The organism is Enterobacter vonholyi, from assembly GCF_008364555.1.
Taxonomy (GTDB): domain Bacteria; phylum Pseudomonadota; class Gammaproteobacteria; order Enterobacterales; family Enterobacteriaceae; genus Enterobacter; species Enterobacter vonholyi.
The window spans coordinates 87,718-108,811 of the sequence record NZ_VTUC01000009.1 but is presented as its reverse complement, the minus strand read 5'-3'; the positions used below and the strand labels follow the sequence as shown (position 1 = coordinate 108,811).

General features: G+C 53.7%; 23 protein-coding genes. 8 read left to right on the top strand and 15 right to left on the bottom strand.

Annotated features, from left to right (window positions below; translation table 11 throughout):
• Positions 1-3: 3 nt before the first annotated feature.
• From spoT to gmk, 3 genes are read right to left on the bottom strand one after another with little or no spacing between them, the layout of a single operon-like run.
• Positions 4-2,118 carry a bifunctional GTP diphosphokinase/guanosine-3',5'-bis pyrophosphate 3'-pyrophosphohydrolase gene (gene spoT / locus F0319_RS14900; protein WP_111964293.1) on the bottom strand — a complete coding sequence of 705 codons (2,115 nt, stop codon included), beginning with the start codon at positions 2,116-2,118 and terminating at the stop codon, positions 4-6.
• Positions 2,119-2,137: 19 nt separating this feature from the next.
• The gene (gene rpoZ, locus F0319_RS14895) at positions 2,138-2,413 is read right to left on the bottom strand and encodes a DNA-directed RNA polymerase subunit omega (protein ID WP_000135058.1); all 276 of its coding nucleotides are present in this window, start codon (positions 2,411-2,413) and stop codon (positions 2,138-2,140) included.
• Between the two features lie 54 nt (positions 2,414-2,467).
• Positions 2,468-3,091, bottom strand: coding sequence for a guanylate kinase (gmk, locus tag F0319_RS14890; RefSeq protein ID WP_010426438.1), 624 nt, complete (start codon positions 3,089-3,091; stop codon positions 2,468-2,470).
• 251 nt (positions 3,092-3,342) lie between these two features.
• On the opposite strand from gmk, the gene ligB reads away from it, so the two are divergent.
• On the top strand, positions 3,343-5,013 hold the full coding sequence (gene ligB, locus F0319_RS14885) for an NAD-dependent DNA ligase LigB (RefSeq protein WP_149367275.1): 1,671 nt from the start codon (positions 3,343-3,345) through the stop codon (positions 5,011-5,013).
• A 2-nt stretch (positions 5,014-5,015) separates the two neighbouring features.
• Here ligB and F0319_RS14880 read toward each other — a convergent pair whose 3' ends face one another.
• Positions 5,016-5,633, bottom strand: coding sequence for a trimeric intracellular cation channel family protein (locus F0319_RS14880; RefSeq protein ID WP_023334014.1), 618 nt, complete (start codon positions 5,631-5,633; stop codon positions 5,016-5,018).
• Positions 5,634-5,838: 205 nt separating this feature from the next.
• A complete protein-coding gene (locus F0319_RS14875; protein ID WP_090420358.1) occupies positions 5,839-6,702 on the bottom strand; it encodes a YicC/YloC family endoribonuclease in 864 nt (287 codons plus the stop codon).
• Positions 6,703-6,827: 125 nt separating this feature from the next.
• Here F0319_RS14875 and rph point away from each other — a divergent pair, with 125 nt between their 5' ends.
• Together rph and pyrE are read left to right on the top strand one after the other, a co-directional pair.
• Positions 6,828-7,544, top strand: coding sequence for a ribonuclease PH (rph, locus tag F0319_RS14870; RefSeq protein ID WP_149367274.1), 717 nt, complete (start codon positions 6,828-6,830; stop codon positions 7,542-7,544).
• A 66-nt stretch (positions 7,545-7,610) separates the two neighbouring features.
• Positions 7,611-8,252 (top strand): orotate phosphoribosyltransferase, encoded by a 642-nt coding sequence (gene pyrE / locus F0319_RS14865; RefSeq protein ID WP_115876714.1) that lies wholly within the window; start codon positions 7,611-7,613, stop codon positions 8,250-8,252.
• Positions 8,253-8,337: 85 nt separating this feature from the next.
• Here pyrE and slmA read toward each other — a convergent pair whose 3' ends face one another.
• The 3 genes from slmA to coaBC all read right to left on the bottom strand — a co-directional run bounded on the left by slmA (position 8,338) and on the right by coaBC (position 10,702).
• A complete protein-coding gene (slmA, locus tag F0319_RS14860) occupies positions 8,338-8,934 on the bottom strand; it encodes a nucleoid occlusion factor SlmA (RefSeq protein ID WP_008502690.1) in 597 nt (198 codons plus the stop codon).
• 120 nt (positions 8,935-9,054) lie between these two features.
• The gene (gene dut / locus F0319_RS14855) at positions 9,055-9,513 is read right to left on the bottom strand and encodes a dUTP diphosphatase (protein ID WP_008502691.1); all 459 of its coding nucleotides are present in this window, start codon (positions 9,511-9,513) and stop codon (positions 9,055-9,057) included.
• The gene (gene coaBC / locus F0319_RS14850; RefSeq protein ID WP_149367293.1) at positions 9,491-10,702 is read right to left on the bottom strand and encodes a bifunctional phosphopantothenoylcysteine decarboxylase/phosphopantothenate--cysteine ligase CoaBC; all 1,212 of its coding nucleotides are present in this window, start codon (positions 10,700-10,702) and stop codon (positions 9,491-9,493) included. The genes dut and coaBC overlap by 23 nt, the downstream gene beginning before the upstream one ends.
• 172 nt (positions 10,703-10,874) lie before the next feature.
• On the opposite strand from coaBC, the gene radC reads away from it, so the two are divergent.
• From radC to mutM, 4 genes are all read left to right on the top strand, one after another.
• Positions 10,875-11,543, top strand: a complete 669-nt coding sequence (gene radC / locus F0319_RS14845; RefSeq protein ID WP_143344485.1) for a RadC family protein — start codon at positions 10,875-10,877, stop codon at positions 11,541-11,543.
• 218 nt (positions 11,544-11,761) lie between these two features.
• A complete protein-coding gene (gene rpmB, locus F0319_RS14840; protein ID WP_002436699.1) occupies positions 11,762-11,998 on the top strand; it encodes a 50S ribosomal protein L28 in 237 nt (78 codons plus the stop codon).
• Between the two features lie 22 nt (positions 11,999-12,020).
• Positions 12,021-12,188, top strand: coding sequence for a 50S ribosomal protein L33 (gene rpmG, locus F0319_RS14835; protein WP_003024094.1), 168 nt, complete (start codon positions 12,021-12,023; stop codon positions 12,186-12,188).
• Positions 12,189-12,260: 72 nt separating this feature from the next.
• A complete protein-coding gene (gene mutM / locus F0319_RS14830; protein ID WP_111964297.1) occupies positions 12,261-13,070 on the top strand; it encodes a bifunctional DNA-formamidopyrimidine glycosylase/DNA-(apurinic or apyrimidinic site) lyase in 810 nt (269 codons plus the stop codon).
• 2 nt (positions 13,071-13,072) lie between these two features.
• Here the strand turns inward: mutM and coaD are convergent, their stop codons facing one another.
• From coaD to rfaQ, 7 genes are all read right to left on the bottom strand, one after another.
• Positions 13,073-13,552 (bottom strand): pantetheine-phosphate adenylyltransferase, encoded by a 480-nt coding sequence (gene coaD, locus F0319_RS14825; protein ID WP_111964298.1) that lies wholly within the window; start codon positions 13,550-13,552, stop codon positions 13,073-13,075.
• Between the two features lie 3 nt (positions 13,553-13,555).
• Positions 13,556-14,326: a glycosyltransferase family 2 protein gene (locus F0319_RS14820; protein ID WP_149367273.1), complete on the bottom strand. Its 771-nt coding sequence runs from the start codon at positions 14,324-14,326 to the stop codon at positions 13,556-13,558.
• Positions 14,326-15,600 carry a lipid IV(A) 3-deoxy-D-manno-octulosonic acid transferase gene (gene waaA, locus F0319_RS14815; RefSeq protein ID WP_029740803.1) on the bottom strand — a complete coding sequence of 425 codons (1,275 nt, stop codon included), beginning with the start codon at positions 15,598-15,600 and terminating at the stop codon, positions 14,326-14,328. Before waaA ends, F0319_RS14820 begins: the two co-directional genes overlap by 1 nt.
• 67 nt (positions 15,601-15,667) lie before the next feature.
• Positions 15,668-16,657, bottom strand: a complete 990-nt coding sequence (locus F0319_RS14810) for a glycosyltransferase (protein ID WP_149367272.1) — start codon at positions 16,655-16,657, stop codon at positions 15,668-15,670.
• A gap of 11 nt (positions 16,658-16,668) precedes the next feature.
• A complete protein-coding gene (locus F0319_RS14805; RefSeq protein ID WP_143344488.1) occupies positions 16,669-17,769 on the bottom strand; it encodes a glycosyltransferase in 1,101 nt (366 codons plus the stop codon).
• 2 nt (positions 17,770-17,771) lie between these two features.
• Positions 17,772-18,899 (bottom strand): glycosyltransferase family 4 protein, encoded by a 1,128-nt coding sequence (locus tag F0319_RS14800; protein ID WP_149367271.1) that lies wholly within the window; start codon positions 18,897-18,899, stop codon positions 17,772-17,774.
• Positions 18,896-19,966, bottom strand: a complete 1,071-nt coding sequence (gene rfaQ, locus F0319_RS14795) for a putative lipopolysaccharide heptosyltransferase III (protein ID WP_115876707.1) — start codon at positions 19,964-19,966, stop codon at positions 18,896-18,898. Before rfaQ ends, F0319_RS14800 begins: the two co-directional genes overlap by 4 nt.
• A gap of 150 nt (positions 19,967-20,116) precedes the next feature.
• Here rfaQ and F0319_RS14790 point away from each other — a divergent pair, with 150 nt between their 5' ends.
• A complete protein-coding gene (locus F0319_RS14790; protein ID WP_115876706.1) occupies positions 20,117-21,073 on the top strand; it encodes a polysaccharide deacetylase family protein in 957 nt (318 codons plus the stop codon).
• The last annotated feature ends 21 nt before the right edge of the window (positions 21,074-21,094 follow it).

Here is a 21,094-nt window from a genome sequence, read left to right as displayed (position 1 = left end):
AACCTAGTTTCGGTTTCGGGTGACTTTAATCACGTCCGGCATGACGCGGATCTTGCGCATAATATTCGCCAGATGTACGCGGTCGCGGGCGGTCAGACGAATAAAGGCGCTATAAACGCGGCCATCTTTTTCTTCCGTATTCAGACTCTGAATGTTGGAAGAGGCCGTGTTGATCGCTGCCGTCAGGTTCGCCAGGGCACCCTGGTGGTTGAACATATCCACCTTAATTTCGGTGATAAATTCCTGCGCGGTCTCTTTATCCCACTCGACCGCCATAAACTTCTCGGCTTCTTTCTGGTAGCCGCGAATGTTACGACAGGATTCATGGTGGATAACCAGCCCTTTGCCCGGGCTGACGTGCGCAATAATCGGGTCGCCAGGAATTGGGCGGCAACATTTTGCGAAGGTGATCAGCACCCCGTCCGCGCCTTTAATCGGCAAATGAGCATGGCCAGATGCGCCTGGAGCAGAAGGTGTCGCTTCGCCCTGCTGCAAGTTTTTCGCTACTACGACACTCATGGCGTTGCCCAGACCAATTTCCGCCAGCAGATCGTCCAGAGACGTGAGCTTCATTCGGTCGAGTTCGCGCTGGATATGCTCCGGTGGGATCTCAGCCAGCTTACGGCTACCGCCCAACGCGTGGTTGAGCAGCCGACGTCCCAGACTGACGGAATCATCACGCTTGAGGTTTTTCAGCAGCTGGCGAATTTTGGCGCGTGCTTTGGAGCTTACGACAAAGTTCAACCAGGCCGCGTTCGGACGTGCGCCCGGCGCGGTAATAATTTCTACCGTCTGGCCGCTGGAGAGCGGCTGAGACAGCGGATAAGGCTGTCTGTCGACGCGCGCGCCGACGCAGGCATGCCCGATATCGGTATGCACGGCGTAAGCGAAATCGACCGGCGTTGCGCCCGCAGGCAGTTCGACAATGCGACCTTCTGGAGTGAAAACGTAAATCTCATCCGGGAAGAGATCGGATTTAACGCTCTCGATAAATTCAAACGAGCTGCCCGCACTCTGCTGAAGTTCCAGCAGGCTCTGCATCCAGCGCTGGGCGCGGATTTGTGCGGTCGTACTGCTTTCGCCGCCGTGCTCTTTATAGGCCCAGTGTGCGGCTACACCCATCTCTGCCATCTGGTCCATGTCTTCGGTGCGAATTTGCACCTCAACAGGCACGCCGTGCGGACCAATCATCGAGGTGTGCAAAGATTGATAGCCGTTCGCTTTTGGAATGGCGATATAATCTTTCATGCGCCCCGGACGCGGCTTGTAGAGGCTGTGCATCTGCCCCAGCACGCGATAACAGGTGTCCGAGTCATGGACGATCACGCGGAAGGCGTAGATATCCATGATCGAGTGAAAACGTTGCTCTTTGAGCACCATTTTGCAGTAGATGGAGTACAGGTGTTTCTCGCGACCGCTCACGCGGCACGGAATTCCCGCTTCCTGCAAGCGCCCTTCGATTTCAGAGAGGATTTTTTGAATCATCTCTTTACGGTTACCGCGTGCGGCTTTCACCACCTCTTTAATGACGCGATAACGGTTCGGGTACAACGCTTCAAAACCCAGCTCTTCCAGCTCGGTTTTAATGTGGTGAATACCTAAACGGTGCGCCAGCGGGCTGTAAATTTCGAGGGTTTCACGGGCAATACGGCGACGTTTATCCGGACGAAGTGAGCCCAGCGTGCGCATGTTGTGGGTACGGTCAGCGAGTTTGATGAGAATGACGCGGATATCCTGCACCATCGCCATAATCATCTTGCGGAAGTTTTCGGCTTGCGCCTCTTTCTTGTCGCGGAAATTCAGCTTATCAAGCTTAGAGACCCCTTCCACCAGTTCGGCAACGCTTTTGCCAAACAGCTGTTCCATGTCCTGGTAAGTGGCAGGGGTATCTTCGATCACGTCGTGCAGCAGAGCGGCCATGAGCGTTTCGTAGTCGAGTTTCATCTCGGCCAGAATACAGGCCACCGCTACCGGGTGCGTGATATAGGGTTCACCGCTTGAACGTGTCTGGCCCTCGTGAGCGTCACGTGCAACGAGATACGCCTGCTGAAGACGCTTAATCTGGTCTTCAGGCAGGTAGGTTTGAATCAGTTGATTCAGGCTTTCAAACAGATACAAGGGCGACCCGCAGGTTTAATTAACGACGACCTTCAGCAATAGCGGTTACGGCCTGCAGTTCTGCGGCTTCCTGCTCTTGCTGCTCCTGGCGCTCACGCACGTCGAGGATCTGGTTGTTGATCAGACCTTCTTCGATTTCGCGAAGTGCAATAACGGTGGTTTTATCGTTTTCTTCCGGTACCAGCGGATCTTTACCGCCTACCTGCATCTGACGAGCGCGACGCGCGGCGACCAGTACCAGGTCAAAACGGTTACCAATTTTCTCTACAGCGTCCTGAACAGTTACGCGTGCCATACTTAAAATGCTCCACAGGTGAAGAAATGACTGGGCATGATACTGAAAGTGGGTTCAGTCTGCCAACAGTTTGGTGATTAATGCGTCATGTCGCTGCTTCTGGCGGCTCATACGCAGACGTTCTGCACGAAGAATGGTTTTGAGATCGCTCAGCGCGGCATCAAAATCATCATTCACAATTAGGTAATCATATTCCGCGTAATGGCTCATTTCTGCAACAGCCTGTTCCATACGCTTTGCGATCACTTCTTCGCTGTCCTGGCCGCGCCCACGCAGGCGGCGATCCAGCTCATCTTTCGATGGCGGTAAAATAAAGATACTGCGCGAGTCAGGCATTTTCTTGCGAATTTGCTGCGCACCCTGCCAGTCGATATCCAGAAACACATTCACGCCCGTGGCCAGAACCTGCTCAATGGTTTCACGCGAGGTACCGTAGTAATTACCAAATACTTCAGCGTGTTCAAGAAACGCGTCTCTGCCGATCATCGCTCTGAATTCGTCGTGATCCACAAAGAAATAGTGTTCACCGTGCACTTCACCCGGACGCGGCGCTCGCGTGGTATGAGAAACAGAAACCTGTGTGTCGTACAACGGTTGGGTTTTTAACAGTGCCTGAATAAGGCTGGATTTACCCGCGCCGCTAGGGGCAGAAACAATATAAAGCGTGCCTTGAGCCATGAGAGTCTTTTGTATGTGTTAACGAAGAAGTCCTACATACGGGCTTATTATACACGTCACCGCCGTGTGACGTAGTCTTTGTCACACTTTTTCCCTCGGATTATTGAATTTTGCGTGCCGTTTTCAGGTTTTATCTGTGGTTTTCAGCCACCAAAAGAAATACCGGATAGCGTCTCGCATTGTGAAACGTTGCCGTTAGCGTTGTTTCAGGCATCAGGATATACCTCCTGCAATGCAAAGGAGGGGTAGCGATGTGGCGATGGATAAGCGGGGTAATGTTGTTGTGGTGTGGCTATGGCGCGGCGGTTTGCCCAGTGTGGTCGCAGGCAAAAGCAGAGAAAGAGATGGCGTCGTTAAGCGCGCAAATCAAACGCTGGGATAACGCTTACTGGAAGGAGGGTGTGAGCGAGGTCAACGACGAAGTTTACGACCAGCTTCACGGGCGGTTAACGAAGTGGCAGCACTGTTTCGGCAGTGAACCTTCAGGAGAGAAACTCCCTACCCTGACGGGGAGCGTAAAACATCCTGTCGCCCATACGGGCGTACATAAAGTGGCCAGCAAAGAGGCGCTGAGTCAGTGGATGCTCGCGCGGCAACATCTGTGGATGCAGCCCAAAGTTGACGGTGTGGCGGTAACGCTGGTCTATCGTGACGGAAAGTTAACCCAGGCCATTAGTCGAGGGGATGGCCTGAAAGGGGAAGACTGGACCGATAAGGTACGTTTAATCCCGTCTGTTCCGCAAAAGCTCACCGGCAAGTTGGCAAATAGCGTCTTACAGGGCGAGCTTTTCTGGTTAAGCGACAAGCACGTCCAGCGGCAGATGGGCGGGGTGAATGCTCGCGCAAAAGTTGCGGGTGCGATGATGCGGCAAAAGGATAACGCGCTATCGAATAAGCTCGGCGTATTCATCTGGGCCTGGCCTGACGGACCGAAAGACATGCATACATCTCTAGCTGAACTGTCTCAGGCCGGTTTTACGCTGTCGGCACGGTATACGTTACCCACCGATTCTGTTGATGCCGTTGAGAAACAGCGCGCGGCCTGGCACGTAAGCGCATTACCCTTTGCCACGGATGGCATTGTGGTGCGTTCGGAGGATGAACCCGCGGGCGAAGGTTGGTTACCGGGAGAAGGCAGCTGGGTCGTCGCGTGGAAATATCCTCCTGCAGCCCAGGTCGCCGAGGTGAGTGATATTCATTTTTCCGTGGGGCGAACGGGCAAAATTTCCGTTGTAGCAGCGCTGGAACCCGTGCAACTGGATGATAAACAGGTGCAGAGGGTGAGTCTGGGCTCGGTTGCGCGCTGGCAGGGGCTGGATATTGCCCCGGGGGATCAGATCCAGATCAGCCTGGCCGGGCAAGGTATCCCCCGGTTTGATAAGGTGCTCTGGCGTGGAACGGACAGACATAAACCAGAGCCTCCGGCCCCACGTTATCATTCTCTTAGCTGTTTCTATGCTTCACCGGAGTGTATGGAACAGTTCTTTGCCCGGCTGACCTGGCTTAGTTCAAAGCAGGTACTTGATATTGATGGATTAGGCGAGTCAGGCTGGCGAACCCTCTGGCAGGCGCATCATTTTGAACATCTCTTTTCGTGGCTGTTATTAACGCAGGCGCAGCTGCAGGCTGTACCGGGATTTTCCTCTGCGCGCGGGCTGGCGCTCTGGCACCGATTTAATCTGGTGCGCGAGAAGCCTTTTATCCGCTGGCTCATGGCATTGGGTGTGCCAATGTCGCAGTCTTCGCTGAAGGCAATGGGAGACATATCGTGGCAGAAGATGAGCGGGCGCAACGCAAAGGACTGGCAGACCCTGCCGGGAACGGGAGAGGAGAAAGCGCGACAAATCATTAACTGGCTGCACGCGCCTCAAATTGATGTGCTGGCGAAATGGCTCGCTGAACAGCACATCAACGGGTTCTGAAGCTAGTGTGCGCTGTGTTTGTAATGAAAAACGGGTAGTCCAAGCTTAAGACGCAGCGCCAGCATGCGGGCCGTAAAGCCAAACAGTAGCGTCGAGATGACCACGACATCATGGTTTGAAACGTAATGCTGCAGGGCAATATAGAGCACCGCTGCCGCAAAGGAGATGCCAGCATACAGCTCTTTTTGAAAGACCAGAGGAATACGTTTGCAGAACATATCGCGCAGCACGCCGCCGAATACGCCCGTGACCACGGCAGCAATGGTGGCGATTACCGGGCCTTCACCCATATCGAGTGCGATTTGCGCACCGATGATCGAAAAGACGATCAGCCCCAGCGCATCAAGCACCAGGAACAGGCGGCGAAGATGGGGCATAACGGGCGCCACGATGGTGGTTAACACGGCGGCCGTTGCCACGATAATCACATACTCAGGGTGTTTAACCCAGCCGAGCGGGTAATGGCCAAGCAGAATATCGCGCACGGAACCGCCGCCCAGTGCGGTCGCTGTAGCAATAATGATTACGCCGAAGGTGTCCATACGGCGACGTCCGGCGGCAAGTGCGCCGGTCATGGCTTCTGCGGTGATGCCAATGAGATAAAGGATGTGAAGCAGCATATACCCTCCGGTGTGAACGCGTGGGAGGTTAGCGATTTGTGCGCAAGATCACGATTGAGATTTTCTAAGGCGACCAGGTTTGCCCTATAAATTTTTATCAGGATAGGTTGGATGGGCTTGATGAGCCGCGGTAAAAAACAAAAATAGGCGCTGAGATGGATTAGAAATAGTAATGGGTGGCACCATCGACACCACCCGAAATGCATTACTCGATATTCTGGATCTGCTCGCGCATCTGCTCAATCAGCACTTTCAGCTCAATCGCTGAATTCGTCACTTCTGCATTGATCGACTTAGACGCCAGGGTGTTCGACTCGCGGTTAAACTCCTGCATCATAAAGTCCAGACGGCGGCCCACAGCTTCTTTCTTCTTCAGAATGTTGTAGGTTTCTTTAACGTGCGCTTCCAGACGGTCCAGCTCTTCAGCGACATCGATACGCTGCGCCATCAGCACCAGCTCTTGTTCCAGACGGGTGTTTTCCAGCTGAACTTCCGCTTCTTCCAGTTTGGCGACAAGACGCTCGCGCTGCCATTGCAGCACTTCTGGCATATGGGCGCGGACTTTGGCTACTTCGGTGCTCACGCCTTCAAGGCGCTGCTCAATCATCGCTTTCAGCGCCTGGCCTTCGGTTTCACGGGCAACGATAAAGTCGTCCAGCGTGCCGTCGAGGGCTGCCAGGATTTCAGCGGCAATGGCATCCAGATCCTGTTCACCGGCGGCCATGACGCCAGGCCAGCGCAGAATATCAACCGGGTTGATTTCGCCTTCATCGCTCTGCATTTTGACCCAGTTCGCCGCATTCACGAGCTGTTTCGCCAGTTTTTCGTTGAGGATCAGTTCGCCCTGTGCGCTGGCATCAGGCTCAAAGCGCAGGTTACATTCCACTTTCCCGCGCGTCAGACGCGTACGGATACGTTCACGTACGACAGGCTCAAGGCTGCGGAACTGCTCCGGCATACGGAAATACGTTTCCAGGTAACGCTGGTTTACCGAGCGCATTTCCCATGTGGCGCTACCCCAGCTACCCTTGATTTCACGCCGGGCGTAGGCGGTCATACTGCGGATCATAGACATTCCCGTTTTTAAAGGAGAGATGGGGGGATTATAGCTTTCGGGGGCTTCTCAGGATAGGAATAAGCGTCCTTTATCCGTATAATGCGCAGCCACATTCGTTTCAAGCCGGAGAATCCATCATGCGTCCATCAGGTCGTAGCGCCAATCAGGTGCGTCCCGTCACCCTGACCCGTAACTATACAAAACACGCTGAAGGCTCCGTGCTGGTTGAGTTTGGTGACACGAAGGTTCTGTGCACCGCGTCCATTGAAGAAGGCGTTCCGCGTTTCCTGAAAGGTCAGGGCCAGGGCTGGATCACCGCAGAGTACGGCATGCTGCCGCGTGCGACCCACACCCGTAATGCCCGTGAAGCGGCAAAGGGCAAGCAGGGCGGTCGTACCATGGAAATTCAGCGTCTGATCGCGCGTGCGCTGCGTGCAGCCGTTGATCTGAAAATCCTCGGCGAATTCACCATCACGCTGGACTGCGACGTTATTCAGGCAGACGGCGGTACGCGTACGGCGTCCATTACTGGCGCATGCGTGGCGCTGGCTGATGCCCTTAACAAGCTGGTTGCGGCCGGTAAGCTGAAAACCAACCCAATGAAAGGTATGGTTGCGGCGGTGTCCGTGGGTATCGTTAACGGTGAAGCGCTTTGCGATCTGGAATACGTTGAAGATTCTGCCGCCGAGACCGACATGAACGTGGTGATGACCGAAGACGGTCGCATCATTGAAGTACAGGGCACGGCGGAAGGCGAGCCGTTCACCCACGACGAGCTTCTCTCCCTGCTGGCGTTGGCCCGAGGGGGAATCGAATCCATTGTAACGACGCAGAAAGCGGCGTTAAAAAATTGATTTTAAGGCGACCAATGAGTCGCCTTTTTTTTGCCTGTAAGACAGAAAAACCAAAGGAGCAAATCCATGAAATCGTATCAGCGCCAGTTTATTGAGTTTGCGCTTAACAAGCAGGTACTTAAGTTTGGCGAGTTTACGCTGAAATCCGGGCGTAAGAGTCCCTATTTCTTCAACGCCGGGCTGTTTAATACCGGGCGCGATCTGGCACTGTTAGGCCGTTTCTATGCCGAAGCGCTGGTGGATTCCGGGATTGATTTTGACCTGCTGTTTGGCCCGGCCTATAAAGGCATTCCGATTGCGACCACTACAGCGGTGGCGCTGGCGGAACACCATGACCGCGACGTGCCGTACTGCTTTAACCGCAAAGAGGCTAAAACCCACGGTGAAGGCGGAAATCTGGTCGGCAGCACACTGCAGGGCCGCGTCATGCTGGTCGATGACGTGATCACCGCGGGTACGGCGATCCGCGAATCGATGGAGATTATCCAGGCCAACGGTGCGACGCTTGCTGGCGTGCTGATTTCTCTGGATCGTCAGGAGCGTGGTCGCGGTGAAATTTCCGCTATTCAGGAAGTTGAGCGCGATTACAGCTGTAAAGTGACGTCGATTATCACCCTAAAAGAGCTGATTGCGTATCTGGAAGAGAAGCCTGAGATGGCGGACCATCTGGCAGCGGTAAAAGCGTATCGCGAAGAGTTCGGGGTTTAATTGCATTGCCCGGAGGCGAAACGCTTACCGGGCCTACTACCAGTTTGTAAGCCGGATAAGGCGAAGCCGCCATCCGGCGATAGCGTTACTGTAATTGTGCTGCCACTAACGGCCAGCGGGCATCAAAATCGTCCGTTGGACGGTATTTGAATTCGCTACGCACAAACCGGGAGAGCATGCCTTCACAAAACGCCAGAATCTGGCTCGCCAGCAGCGTTTCATCAATGCTGTAACCTTCGCCCTCACGCATTTTCTTTTCGCGCAGTACCTGGCGCAGCTGCGCTTCAATTCGCTCGAAAAGCTGGTTAATGCGGCCCTGCAGTCTGTCCTGTTCAAACATCAGCGCGTGGCCGGTGAGGATACGGGTTAATCCCGGATTGCGTTCACCGAAGCCCAGGATTAACAGTACAATCAGACGCAGACGCGCGGTCGTGTCTTTTTCATCTTTCAGAATCAGGTTGATGCGCGTGATCAGGCTGTCTTCAATGAATTCGATCAGGCTGTCGAACATCCGGGTTTTGCTCGGAAAATGACGGTACAGCGCCGCCTCAGACACGCCCACAGAGGCGGCCAGTTTAGCGGTGGTGATGCGTTGACTGCCATCGCTGGATTCAAGCATCAGAGCCAGAGATTGAAGTATTTCTTCGCGACGATTCCTTTTCGCGGTTTGTTTTTCTGCCATGTTACAAAATACCCCTGAAAATAAGCACTTGCCAGGCTGGCATCCACACAGCGACCGCAAACTGGCGTTTGCGGTTTGTTATTGCATTATGACGCTGTGAGATACGTGTCTTTCGGGCCGTTATTTGCGCCCGGAATGGCCGAAGCCGCCTTCGCCACGGTCGGTGGCGTCAAAGTCTGCCACCAGGTTAAATTCTGCCTGTACCACCGGTACAAAGACCATCTGTGCGATACGCTCGCCTGGTTCAATGGTGAAGCTGTCCTGACCACGGTTCCAGACGGAGACCATCAGTTGACCCTGATAGTCGGAGTCAATCAGACCCACCAGGTTACCCAGCACAACGCCGTGCTTATGGCCCAGACCAGAACGCGGCAGGATCACCGCTGCCAGAGACGGGTCAGCAATGTGAATCGCCAGGCCCGTTGGAACCAGGGTAGTGGCACCCGGAGCCAGTTCTACGGCGTCATCGAGACAGGCGCGCAGGTCAAGACCGGCAGAGCCGGAGGTGGCATAGGTTGGCAGCGGGAATTGCTCGCCAACACGCGGGTCCAGAATCTTAACGTCGATTTTTTTCATCATAACGGGTAACGATCTCGTCCAGTAATTGTTGGCCCAGGAGTTCCTTGCGCTCAAGCGGTAAGACTTTATCTCCATCCTGCCAGAAAAGGTGCAGTGCGTTGCTGTCGCTGTTAAATCCTTGTGTGGCCAGCGATACATCGTTCGCGCAAATCAAATCGAGGTTTTTGCGGGTACGTTTTTGCCGGGCATATTCTTCCACATTATTCGTTTCTGCGGCAAACCCAACAACGTATGGACGATGGCTTTTTAGTGCGGCGACACCGGCAACGATGTCCGGATTTTTCACCATTTTTATTGTTAATTCATCGCCTTGCTTTTTAATTTTAGCCTCGGCGATCGTCTCGGCACGATAGTCTGCAACGGCTGCACAGCCGATAAAAATCTGCTGGCTTTGAGCATGTGCCTGCACGGCTGCTTCCATCTCCAGCGCGGTGGTAACGTCAATTCGCTTCACAAACGCAGGGGTAGGCAGCGATACCGGGCCGCTCACCAGCGTGACGTTCGCGCCGCGCTTCGCCGCTGCGGCGGCAATGGCAAAACCCATCTTACCGGAGCTGTGATTGGTGATATAGCGCACCGGGTCCAGCGGCTCGCGCGTAGGGCCCGCGGTAATCATGATGTTGAGATGTTGCAGATCGTTGACAGGCGAAAAATGGGCGGCGGCCATATCAACAATCGTCAGCGGATCAAGCATGCGACCCGGGCCAACGTCGCCGCAGGCCTGGCTGCCGCTGTCCGGTCCCCAGATAAGCAGTCCGCGTGAGGCCAGCGTCTCAAGATTGTACTGGGTGGCCGCATTACGGTACATCTGCTGGTTCATAGCAGGAACGACGGCAACAGGCGCAGGCGTGGCCAGACAAATGGTGGAAACCAGGTCGTTTGCCATACCGGCCGCCACCCGAGCGATTAAATCGGCCGTGGCGGGGGCGAGGATAACCAGGTCTGCCCATTTACCCAGTTCAATATGGCCCATCGCGGCTTCGGCGGCCGGATCGAGCAGGCTTTCAGAAACCGGGTATCCTGAAACGGCCTGCAGGCTCAGGGGAGTGATAAAGGCTTTACCGCCTTCGGTTATCGCGACCCGCACGTCAGCCCCTCGCTCGCGCAGGCGACGCACGAGGTCCGGCGCTTTATAAGCAGCAATGCCGCCGCTCACGCCAAGAACGATTTTTTTACCGGCCAGGCTCATCATGATTCTTTCCTGTTGGGTTTCACCAGAGAGCAGGCATTTTATCACAATCCCCAAAGCGGGGTGATTTTGTCCTTCGGCCACTTTGCGAGCCGCCACGCAAGAACGCAATGTGGTCGTCGAGCGACGGATTGGCCTGTGGCAGCATGAGGTTAAAAAAGGGAGAAAGGGCATGGAAGAAAAGGATGAGGAGCTGCTGCCGCGCGAAAAACTGCTGCGCTATGGTGTCACCCTGTTAAAAGACGATGAACTATTGGCGCTCTTTTTACGTACCGGAACGCCCGGAAAAACGGTATTTACGCTGGCAAAAGAGCTGATAGCACATTTCGGTTCGCTGTACGGTTTACTGACCGCCGATCTGGCGCAGTTTAAGCACGTAGAGGGGATCGGCGTGGCGAAATATGCCCAGTTGAGGGGAATAGCTGAACTTGCCCGCCGTTTTTATAATGTCCGCATGGAGAAGGAAGATCCGATCCTGACGCCAGAAATGACGCGTGAATTCCTGCAAAGTCAGTTAACCGATATTGAACGCGAGATCTTTATGGTGATCTTTGTCGATAACAGAAATCGAGTGCTTAAACATAGCTGTCTCTTTGCGGGCACATTGAGCCACGTTGAGGTGCATCCGCGTGAAATTGTGCGGGAAGCGATAAAAGTGAATGCAGCGGGCGTGATCCTCGCGCATAATCACCCCTCTGGCTGTGCAGAACCGAGCAGAGCTGACAAAGAAATCACCGAGCGCATTATCAAATGCTGTCAATTCATGGACATTCGTGTGCTGGACCATCTGATAATTGGCCGCGGTGAGTACATTTCTTTCGCAGAACATGGCTGGATTTAGGCTATTTCTCGCGATCCATCGGGATCTTTGTCTGTTCGGGACTTGAGCACACCGCCGAGTCAGCGTATACTACGCCACCTTTGAGAATCTCGGGTTTGGCATTTGGGCCTGGCAATCGAGAGTTCACTTAGAACTATGCGATGACCGGGCTGTAAAGCCTGACGAGGCGCCGATACCCCATACGAAGCTCGAGCTAATTTGATTTTTGGAGAATAGACATGTCCCGAGTCTGCCAAGTTACTGGCAAGCGTCCGGTGACCGGTAACAACCGTTCCCACGCACTGAACGCGACTAAACGCCGTTTCCTGCCGAACCTGCACTCTCACCGTTTCTGGGTTGAGAGCGAGAAGCGTTTTGTCACCCTGCGCGTATCTGCTAAAGGTATGCGTGTAATCGATAAGAAAGGCATCGATACAGTTCTGTCCGAACTGCGTGCCCGTGGCGAAAAGTACTAAGTACTTAAAGAGGAAATAAATCATGGCTAAAGGTATTCGCGAGAAAATCAAGCTGGTTTCTTCTGCTGGTACAGGTCACTTCTACACCACCACGAAGAACAAACGTACTAAGCCGGAAAAACTGGAACTGAAAAAATTCGATCCAGTTGTACGCCAGCACGTACTGTACAAAGAAGCTAAAATCAAATAATTTTAGTCTCCTTGTAACGAAAAACCCCGCAACTGCGGGGTTTTTTGCATTCTGTATCTCAACGGAGGAACCATGCCTGAATTACCTGAGGTAGAAACCAGCCGCCGCGGTATTGAGCCCCATCTGGTCGGCGCGACGATTCTTCACGCGGTGATCCGCAATGGACGTCTGCGCTGGCCGGTGTCCGATGAGATCCACGCGTTAAGTGACAAACCCGTCCTGAGCGTACAGCGTCGCGCGAAATACCTGCTGCTGGAGCTGCCCGACGGCTGGATCATTATCCACCTGGGGATGTCCGGAAGCCTGCGCATTCTTACCGAAGAACTGCCTGCGGAAAAGCACGACCACGTCGATCTGGTGATGAGCAACGGCAAAGTGCTCCGTTATACCGACCCACGGCGCTTTGGCGCGTGGCTGTGGACGAAGGAGCTGGAAGGGCATAACGTGCTCGCGCATCTGGGTCCGGAGCCGCTCTCAGACGCGTTTAACGCGGAATACCTCAAGGCAAAGTGTGCGAAGAAGAAAAGCCCGATTAAGCCCTGGCTGATGGATAACAAGCTGGTGGTCGGCGTGGGGAATATCTATGCCAGCGAATCGCTGTTTGCAGCCGGGATCCATCCCGATCGGCTGGCCTCTTCGCTGTCGGCGGAGGAGTGCGAGCTACTGGTCCGGGTGATTAAAGCCGTATTGCTGCGCTCGATTGAACAGGGGGGAACAACGCTGAAGGACTTCCTGCAAAGTGACGGCAAGCCGGGCTATTTTGCCCAGGAGCTGCAGGTCTATGGCCGTAAAGGCGAACCGTGCAGAGTCTGCGGCACGCCAGTGATTGCCACGAAGCACGCCCAGCGCGCCACGTTCTACTGCCGTCAGTGCCAGAAATAGGGCTACTTGAGCTTTTCCATCAACGCCTGGTGGACGTTAACCGGCAGGAAATGGGTAACGTCCCCATGATGGCGCGCCACCTCTTTTACCAGCGTGGACGAGATAAACGACCACTCTTTGGAGGGCATCAGGAACACGCTTTCCAGCTCCGGCATCAGGTGGCGGTTCATGTGCGCCAGCTGCATCTCATACTCGAAGTCTGCTACCGCGCGTAAACCTCGGATCAGAATATTGGCCTGCTGAGCGCGGGCGAAGTTAGCCATCAGGTCGCTAAACCCGACCACCTCAACATTCGGCAGGTGCGAAATGGCATCGGTAGCGAGCTGCACGCGCTCGTTGAGATCAAACATCGGCTTTTTGCTGGGGCTGGCGGCAATGGCCAGGATCACCTTGTCGAACATGCTCGCCGCACGGGTGATGATATCAAGATGACCGTTGGTGATCGGATCGAAGGTACCCGGATAAATCGCTTTTGTGCTCATGGCTCACGTTTTCTCTGAGTAGCCGCGGCAGAGCGCCCACAGCTCGGTGTATTTGTTGAAAGTATACTGGGCATTTACTACCGCGAGTAACCAGCCCTGCTTACCGTCCAGCACGCCACCACGCAGCAGCAGCGTTTTCAGAAACGCGCCCAGCGTGTGGGTGAAGATACCCGTCAGCGAGGCCTTCTTGCCGCGCTGGTGACGCTCCTGCGCCCATGCGGTGGCATAGTTAAGCTGTTTACGCTGGAAGCTCGCGAAATCACGGCAGGTCAGGTGCAGCAAATCGCCCGTCAGGGGGATGACCTGGGCGCTATCGCAGCTCAGGGATTCATGAACCAGATTGTCATTGTACTGATATCGCTCGCGCTCGTAGAGGCGCATGACGCGATCGGGATACCAGCCGCTGTGGCGCATAAAACGACCAAGGAAGTAGTTGCGGCGGGCAATGCTGTATACGGCGCCAGGCTGAGGCGAAGAAAGCACCGCCTGAATGGCCTGCTGAAGCTCCGGCGTGATGCGTTCGTCGGTGTCGAGCATCAATACATAATCACCGGTGGCATAGCCCTGCGCGCGCTGGCGCTGGATGCCATAGCCTTGCCAGTCCGTATCGGTAAAGACTTTTGCGCCCGCAGCCCGGGCAACGTCTACCGTATCATCCGTACTTCCGGAGTCGAGCACGACAATCTCGTCAGCCCAGGCAACCGACGCCAGGCAGTCCGGAAGCAGGTCGGCGGCGTTTTTGGCGATCATCACGACCGACAGACGCGTTGACATTAGTGGCTCCGCTGAGGCAGATAAGGTTGCAGAAGCTGCAGCAGACGGGTCAGTGCGCCCTGGTTCTGGTGCAGCACTTCGACGGCATGGCGGCCGTACCACAGGCGATAATCTTCGTCAGTCAGAAGGGTCGATACCTCTTTGACCACCGAATCCGCATCGGTCACGGTAATTAAACCATCGGCCTGCTGTAATTTCGCGCAGATGTCTTTGAAGTTAAACGTGTGCGGTCCCATCAGCACCGGAATGGCGTGGGCTGCCGGCTCCAGCGGGTTATGACCGCCGCGCTCGACCAGGCTACCACCGACAAACGCGAGGTCAGCAATGCCGTACAGCAGCATCAGCTCGCCCATCGTATCGCCAATCACCACCTGGGTGCTGCCGGAAGGGATTTCACCGCTGCTGCGCAGCGTGAAGCTGAAGCCGCCTTTCTGGACCATTTCACGGGCATCTTTAAAACGCTCCGGATGGCGAGGCACGAGGATCAGCAGTAAATCAGGGAATTTTTCCAGCAGCTTGCGGTGAGCCTGCAGGATGATCTCTTCTTCGCCATCATGGGTACTGGTTGCAATCCAGACCTGACGACGTGGAGCCCACTGGCGACGCAGCGTGATGGCGCGAGCGGCGAGTTCAGGGGTTACAGAAATATCAAATTTCAGGCTTCCCGTTACCGCAAGCTGGTTGCGTTTCAGGCCCAGAGAGATAAAGCGTGCTGCATCTTCTTCATTCTGCGCGGCAATCAGCGTGATCTTACTGAGCAGGCGGCGCATAAATTTACCCAGCTTGCCGTAACCTTTCGCCGAGCGCTCTGAGAGGCGCGCGTTGGCGATTACCAGCGGGATTTTACGGGCATGCAGGGCGGAAATCATGTTCGGCCATAGTTCGGTTTCCATCACGATCACCAACTTCGGGCGCACGGTGTTGAGGAACCGATTCATGGCGCAGGGCAGATCGTAAGGCAGATAAACGTGCTGCACGTCTTTACCGAAAGCGGATAACGCGCGCTCCGAGCCGGTTGGCGTCATCGTCGTGACGGTGATTGGCAGTGAAGGGTAGCGGTGACGCAGGGCGCGAACCAGCGGGATCGCCGCCAGCGTTTCACCAACAGAAACAGAATGCAGCAAAATACCGTCCGGTACGACTTTATTGCGGCAGAAGCCATAGCGTTCAGCCCAGCGTTTGCGATACGCAGGCGCTTTCCGGCTACGAAGCAACAGTCTCAGCCACACCAGTGGCTGAATGATGTAGAGCAGAGCGGTATACAACAATTCCAAGCGATTATCCGTTTTTTTTAGTTTCGGCGGGCAAATTCTAAGCATTTAGGCCAGGTAAAGCTATCTCTTATGCCAGATACCGTTTCAAACGGAAATAACGTCTACCCAGCCGCCAGCGCAGACGCGGACTTTTTGCACTTTTCCAGATGAGTTTCCAGATGCCTGTTTCGAAGAATTCTTTAATAATCATTGATTTCTTCTTCTCATCCTTCATGTTGTCGAAGGTGTGAATAATTCCCAGCCCCTCTTTGGCAATTTGCCAGTGGCAGGCAGGGATCCCTTTTACCTTATCCGGGTAACGCTGATTAATGGCGTCGAGCATCTGCAGGATTTTCATGTAGTGACGCGCGGAACGAATCAGCGTGTCGTCATTGTCCGGCATATGGGACACCGATGCAGAGTGAATGTAGTAGTCGTAATAACGTTCACTGGTGTACTGAACCCGCTCTGCCGCGAGCAGCACTTCGGTGGTCCACGGAATATCCTGATGGCGCAGGCCGGGTTCAAAATGGAAGCTGTGTTTACGGATAAAGTCGTGGCGATAGATGTTCAGCCAGGTGACGTGAAGGAATTTGCGAGAATCCAACGCCATTTTTAACCACGCAGGGCCAGCCATGACCCCTGTCGAAGCCAGTTTGTCTTCAGGAAAAATCGGGCGCGAGGGCTTCTTGTTATTCTCCCAGACGTAGTTCCCGTTACAGGTGGCGACATCCAGATCCTGCGTGACGGCCATATCCAGCAGGCGCTGGTACATGCCTAGTTTAAAGACATCATCAATATCCGGGAAAGAGAGATATTGACCCGTCGCAACGGCCAGACCGGTATTACGCGCGATGGATACCCCCTGGTTTTGCTGTTCTATGACCTGCATCTGCGGCAGTTTTTCTCGCCATTTCTCGACGATTTCCATCGAGCGGTCAGTAGAGCCGTCATTGACAATGATGACTTCCATGCTGTCGATGCGTTGATTGACAAGGCAGGTAAAGAACTGATCCAGGAAAGCTTCACCGTTATAAACGGCAACCACCACGCTTAACAATGGGGCAGAATTTTGCATAAAAAACCTGATTATTTTTGATTGTCGACCAGAGCAACATATTGCTGGCAAATGGCATTGATACCGAACGACGCGATAGTTGCATCGCCAACGACCGGCGGGGCGGTATAAATATCCGCCAGCGTTTTTGCCAGTGAGGCGTCATTTAACTCTGCCAGCCCGCGAGCTAAAGCCCCGGTAAGGATTTCGGCAGGGCCTCCTGGGCAATTTGTACTGACCGGTGGCGTCTGGCAGATAATGGCTTCGACCAGCACATTACCAAAACCTTCGCAGTCAGAACTTAACACTAAAAGGCGTGCCCCTTTAATCCAGGGATAGGGATTGGACTCGAACGGGCGGAAAACCGTTTTGTTTTCAATGCCCAAATCGCGGGCAAGCTGCTTGAGTTTTTGAATTTGAGCGTCAGATCCATTGCCCATCATGACCAGCGTTGTGTCAATTTTACTCAGGGCGAACGCACGTAAGAGACGGTCGTGGCGTTTGTGCTCATGGAAGCGGCCAACATGAATGATGTAATCCTTTCCCTGCATCTCGAAGGGCGCATCCGCCAGACGCTGAATTTCAGGAATATCGAAAGGATTATGGATAACCGCTTTGCGTCGAAGATTGAGTGCCAGCGTCTCGGAAAGATCGTTCAACACGGCGCCTGAGACGGCGACGACGTTGCGGTTTTCGTAGGTATGACGAATTTTAAGATGTTTAAACCAGCGCGAAAGCCCGCTGCGATGGCGAAGATAGGAGAACGAGAACATGCCATGCACGCAGAACCAAACTTTGTTACGTTCAAGGGCGCGGCAGTGCGCCACAATGCGGTCTGTTTTGTGCAGATGAGAGAACACCACATCAAATTTGCCGCTGCGTTCAGCCCGCTCAATAGCTTGATCCAGCAATTGGGCGCGGCGTGGAATTTCCGTCAGCTTTCGCCACGGTTTTTTACATGTGTCCTGAACAACCTGATAATCGATGCCCTCCGGGATGGCGTAGTCGCACACTTTCCGCAGAGAGAATAGAGAGACCTGATGCCCCATATCTATTAATCCGCGGGAGAGTGTAAGAACCGTTTTTTCAGCTCCTCCACCGGGTAAACCATCAATAATCATTAGGATGCGCATTTTTAATCCAGTAATTTTTGATAAAGCGTAATAAGCTGACTTGACAGTTTTTCGGGAGTGGCGTCTTTTACACGTTCACGTGCCGCTCGTCCCATATTGTTATTTTTTTCCAGTGAAGGGATAGCGGCTACCGCTTCCTTCAATGTACTGATATCAAGCGCGTCACAATAAAATCCGTTCTGGCCTTGTTGAATAAACTCTGCACCACCGCAACTCTCTGAAGTAATGACGGGCAAGCCGCAGGCCATCGCTTCAAGAATAACGTTAGGAAAGGGATCATACAGCGTTGGTAACAGTAAACCATCGGATAGCTGATAAAAAGGCAGAGTTTCTTTTTGCACCCCCAGGAAACGGATTTGCCCCTCGCAGCCTAACGAACGGGCGAGGTCGCGATAACGATTTTCTGCTTTATCTTGTCCAACCACAATCAGCCAGGCCGATGTTCCAGCAATAGCGCGTATGGCGCTCGCCAAGCCTTTTCGTTCAAACCCTGATCCTACAAAACAGAACACCACCGCATTGACCGGCAAACCAAATTGTTGGCGCAAAATCGCACGTTGCGCCGCCTGGGCCGGAACGAATCGGCTGGAATCAATAGAATTATAAATCACATGGATTTTATTTGCGTCAATATCAAAGTCTTCAACGATTTCGCGTTTGATCATCTCCGCATTACAAATTACGGCTTTTAACTCAGGTGCCTGATACATGTCCCGTTCCGCGCGCATCACGTAGCGGTGATAGCGGTCATACATCAGCATTTGCGCACGCCAGGCAGGTAAAATGCGCGCGCGCTGAAGCAGCCAGCGACGATGCACTCCATCACCCGCGCGATAGATATCACACCCCGGGATGCGCTCATGGCTTTGAACAATATCAAACTGCTGTTGCTGCCACAGCGCGCGCGCGGCTTGTGCAAACCCACGTTCTCGACTGATGCGGCCCCATTTTTGAGGGTTGCAAATGTGGATATGCCAGTCGTCTTGCTTCTCTCCCTGCCACTCACGCGTGATGACGTTGAGTTCAAGGTTCTGATTGCTCAATGCGGTGAGAGCTCGCGAAACGAAGCGCTCTGCCCCACCATCAGGGCGATATTTTTGGCGAACAATGGCCAGACGATGGTTTTTCATGACAGATATCTCCTTGCAGCGGAGACGACTGCATCAACAGGAATGGCATCGAGATAGCGTTCTTTCGTTTTAGTATCAATGGCATCCGGATCGGGCAGCGGGCCGTAATCGCCGGCCCAGATCACTTCCCCTTTAACCTGCCACGGTGACCAGAATGTCAGTTTTGATGGACCAAACAATGCCACGCAGGGCGTTTGCAGCGCGGCGGCCATATGCATTGGAACGGAGTCAACGCCAATAAACAGAGAGGCATGATCGATAAGCGATGCCAGTTGACGCAGCGTCAACTGGCCTGCCAGCGAAACCACGCCGGTTTTGGGTGCGGCAGCGAGAATGCGATCGATCATCGCCAGCTCTTTTTTATCCGGCCCCGCGGTGAGCACAATCGTATGACCATCCTGCTGCAGAGCAGTCATGGTTTGCGCCATCTTGTCTTCGCTCCAGCATTTAAAGAACCAGCGGGACGTCGGTTGGATCACGATATAGCTGTCGCCCACACCCTTCTGCGTCAATCTTTGACGGGCATGATCCCAGTCTTCTTCGGTGTAGGCCATGGTTACGGCAGGCTGTGGCGCGATCGGCAATGGTGCCAAAATGGAGAGATTCTGTTCGACCGTATGCAGGGATTTATGGCCGTCGACAGAGACCAGATCGGTATGACAAAAACGCCAGAACGCACTATTGCGTTTGTTAAACGCAAATCCGAGGCGAACGGGGGCACCGGTGAAACGAGTAACGATCGCGCTACGCCATTGATCGGCAAGGTTAATTACCAGATGATAATGCTGATTTCTTAACGCACACAACAACTGCCACTCTTTTTGAAGATGCTTCAGCGTGCCCAGCTGTTTCCATTTGCGATCGATTCCATAAATTGTACCGATCGCTGGATGCGCGGCGAGCATATCGCGCGTTTCTTCATACAGTAGGACATCAATCTGCGCCTGCGGCCATTTTTGACGTAACGAATCAATGACGGGAGTGGTCAGCAACATGTCGCCATGATGGCGGAGTTTGATAAGTAAAATGCGCAAATCAGGTGTGTCAGGTAAGTTATTCATCATCATCTTATCGGCGTTGTACTGATGGCAATTCTAATAGACCTGTTAGCGACTTGCACTCTTTCTCCATAATCTCAGTAATTTCCCTGGAAGGGTTTACTCATGCTTTGGAGAGTGCGTAACATAGCGCTAACTTTCCTGTCTTGCGGACTCATTATGAACAAACCAGCGTTTATCATCACAATTGATACTGAGGGCGATAATCTCTGGCAAAATCACCGCGTCATTAAAACGGAAAATGCGCGCTATCTGGCGCGTTTCCAGACGCTTTGCGAGCGTTTCGGCTTTAAGCCCGTGTGGCTGACCAATTATGAGATGGCGATCGAGCCCGTTTTCATCGAATTCGCAAGGGACGCGATCGCCCGCGGTCAGGGGGAGGTGGGAATGCACCTCCACGCATGGAATAGCCCGCCGGAACACGATCTCACGGGAGATGACTGGCGCTGGCAGCCTTATCTGATTGAATTTTCCGATGAGATGATGCGCGAGAAAGTGCTGTTCATGACCCGACTGCTGGAAGAGACCTTCCAGACCAAAATGTTAAGCCACCGTGCCGGACGTTGGGCATTTGACAGTCGCTATGCAAAATTGCTCGTTGAACTGGGTTACCAGGTTGATTGCTCCGTGACGCCACGCGTGAACTGGCGCAATGCGAAAGGCTCCCCGCAGGGTAATGGCGGAACGGATTATCAGCATTTCCCCGACCACGCCTATTTCATGGACTTAGACAATATTTCCCGGGCAGGTAATAGTCCATTACTCGAAGTGCCGATGAGCATTCAGTATAAGCACCCGGCGTGGTTGAACACGTTCAAACAGGGTTACGATCGGCTTCGGGGTAAATACCGTTCCCCGTCCGTCAACTGGCTAAGACCGTCCGGTGGGAATGCGGCGCAAATGATTCAGGTCGCACAGCAATGCCTTTCTCGAGGAAGTGAGTACGTGGAGTTTATGCTTCATTCGTCGGAATTTATGCCAGGCGGAAGTCCTACTTTTAAAGATGAGGCAGCGATAGAAGGGTTGTATCAGGATTTAGAAACGCTCTTTGGCTGGTTATCCGATAAGACGGTAGGGATGACGCTGGCGGAGTTTTATCAATACAAGAAAAAATAATGCCCGCGAGGCGGGCACTAT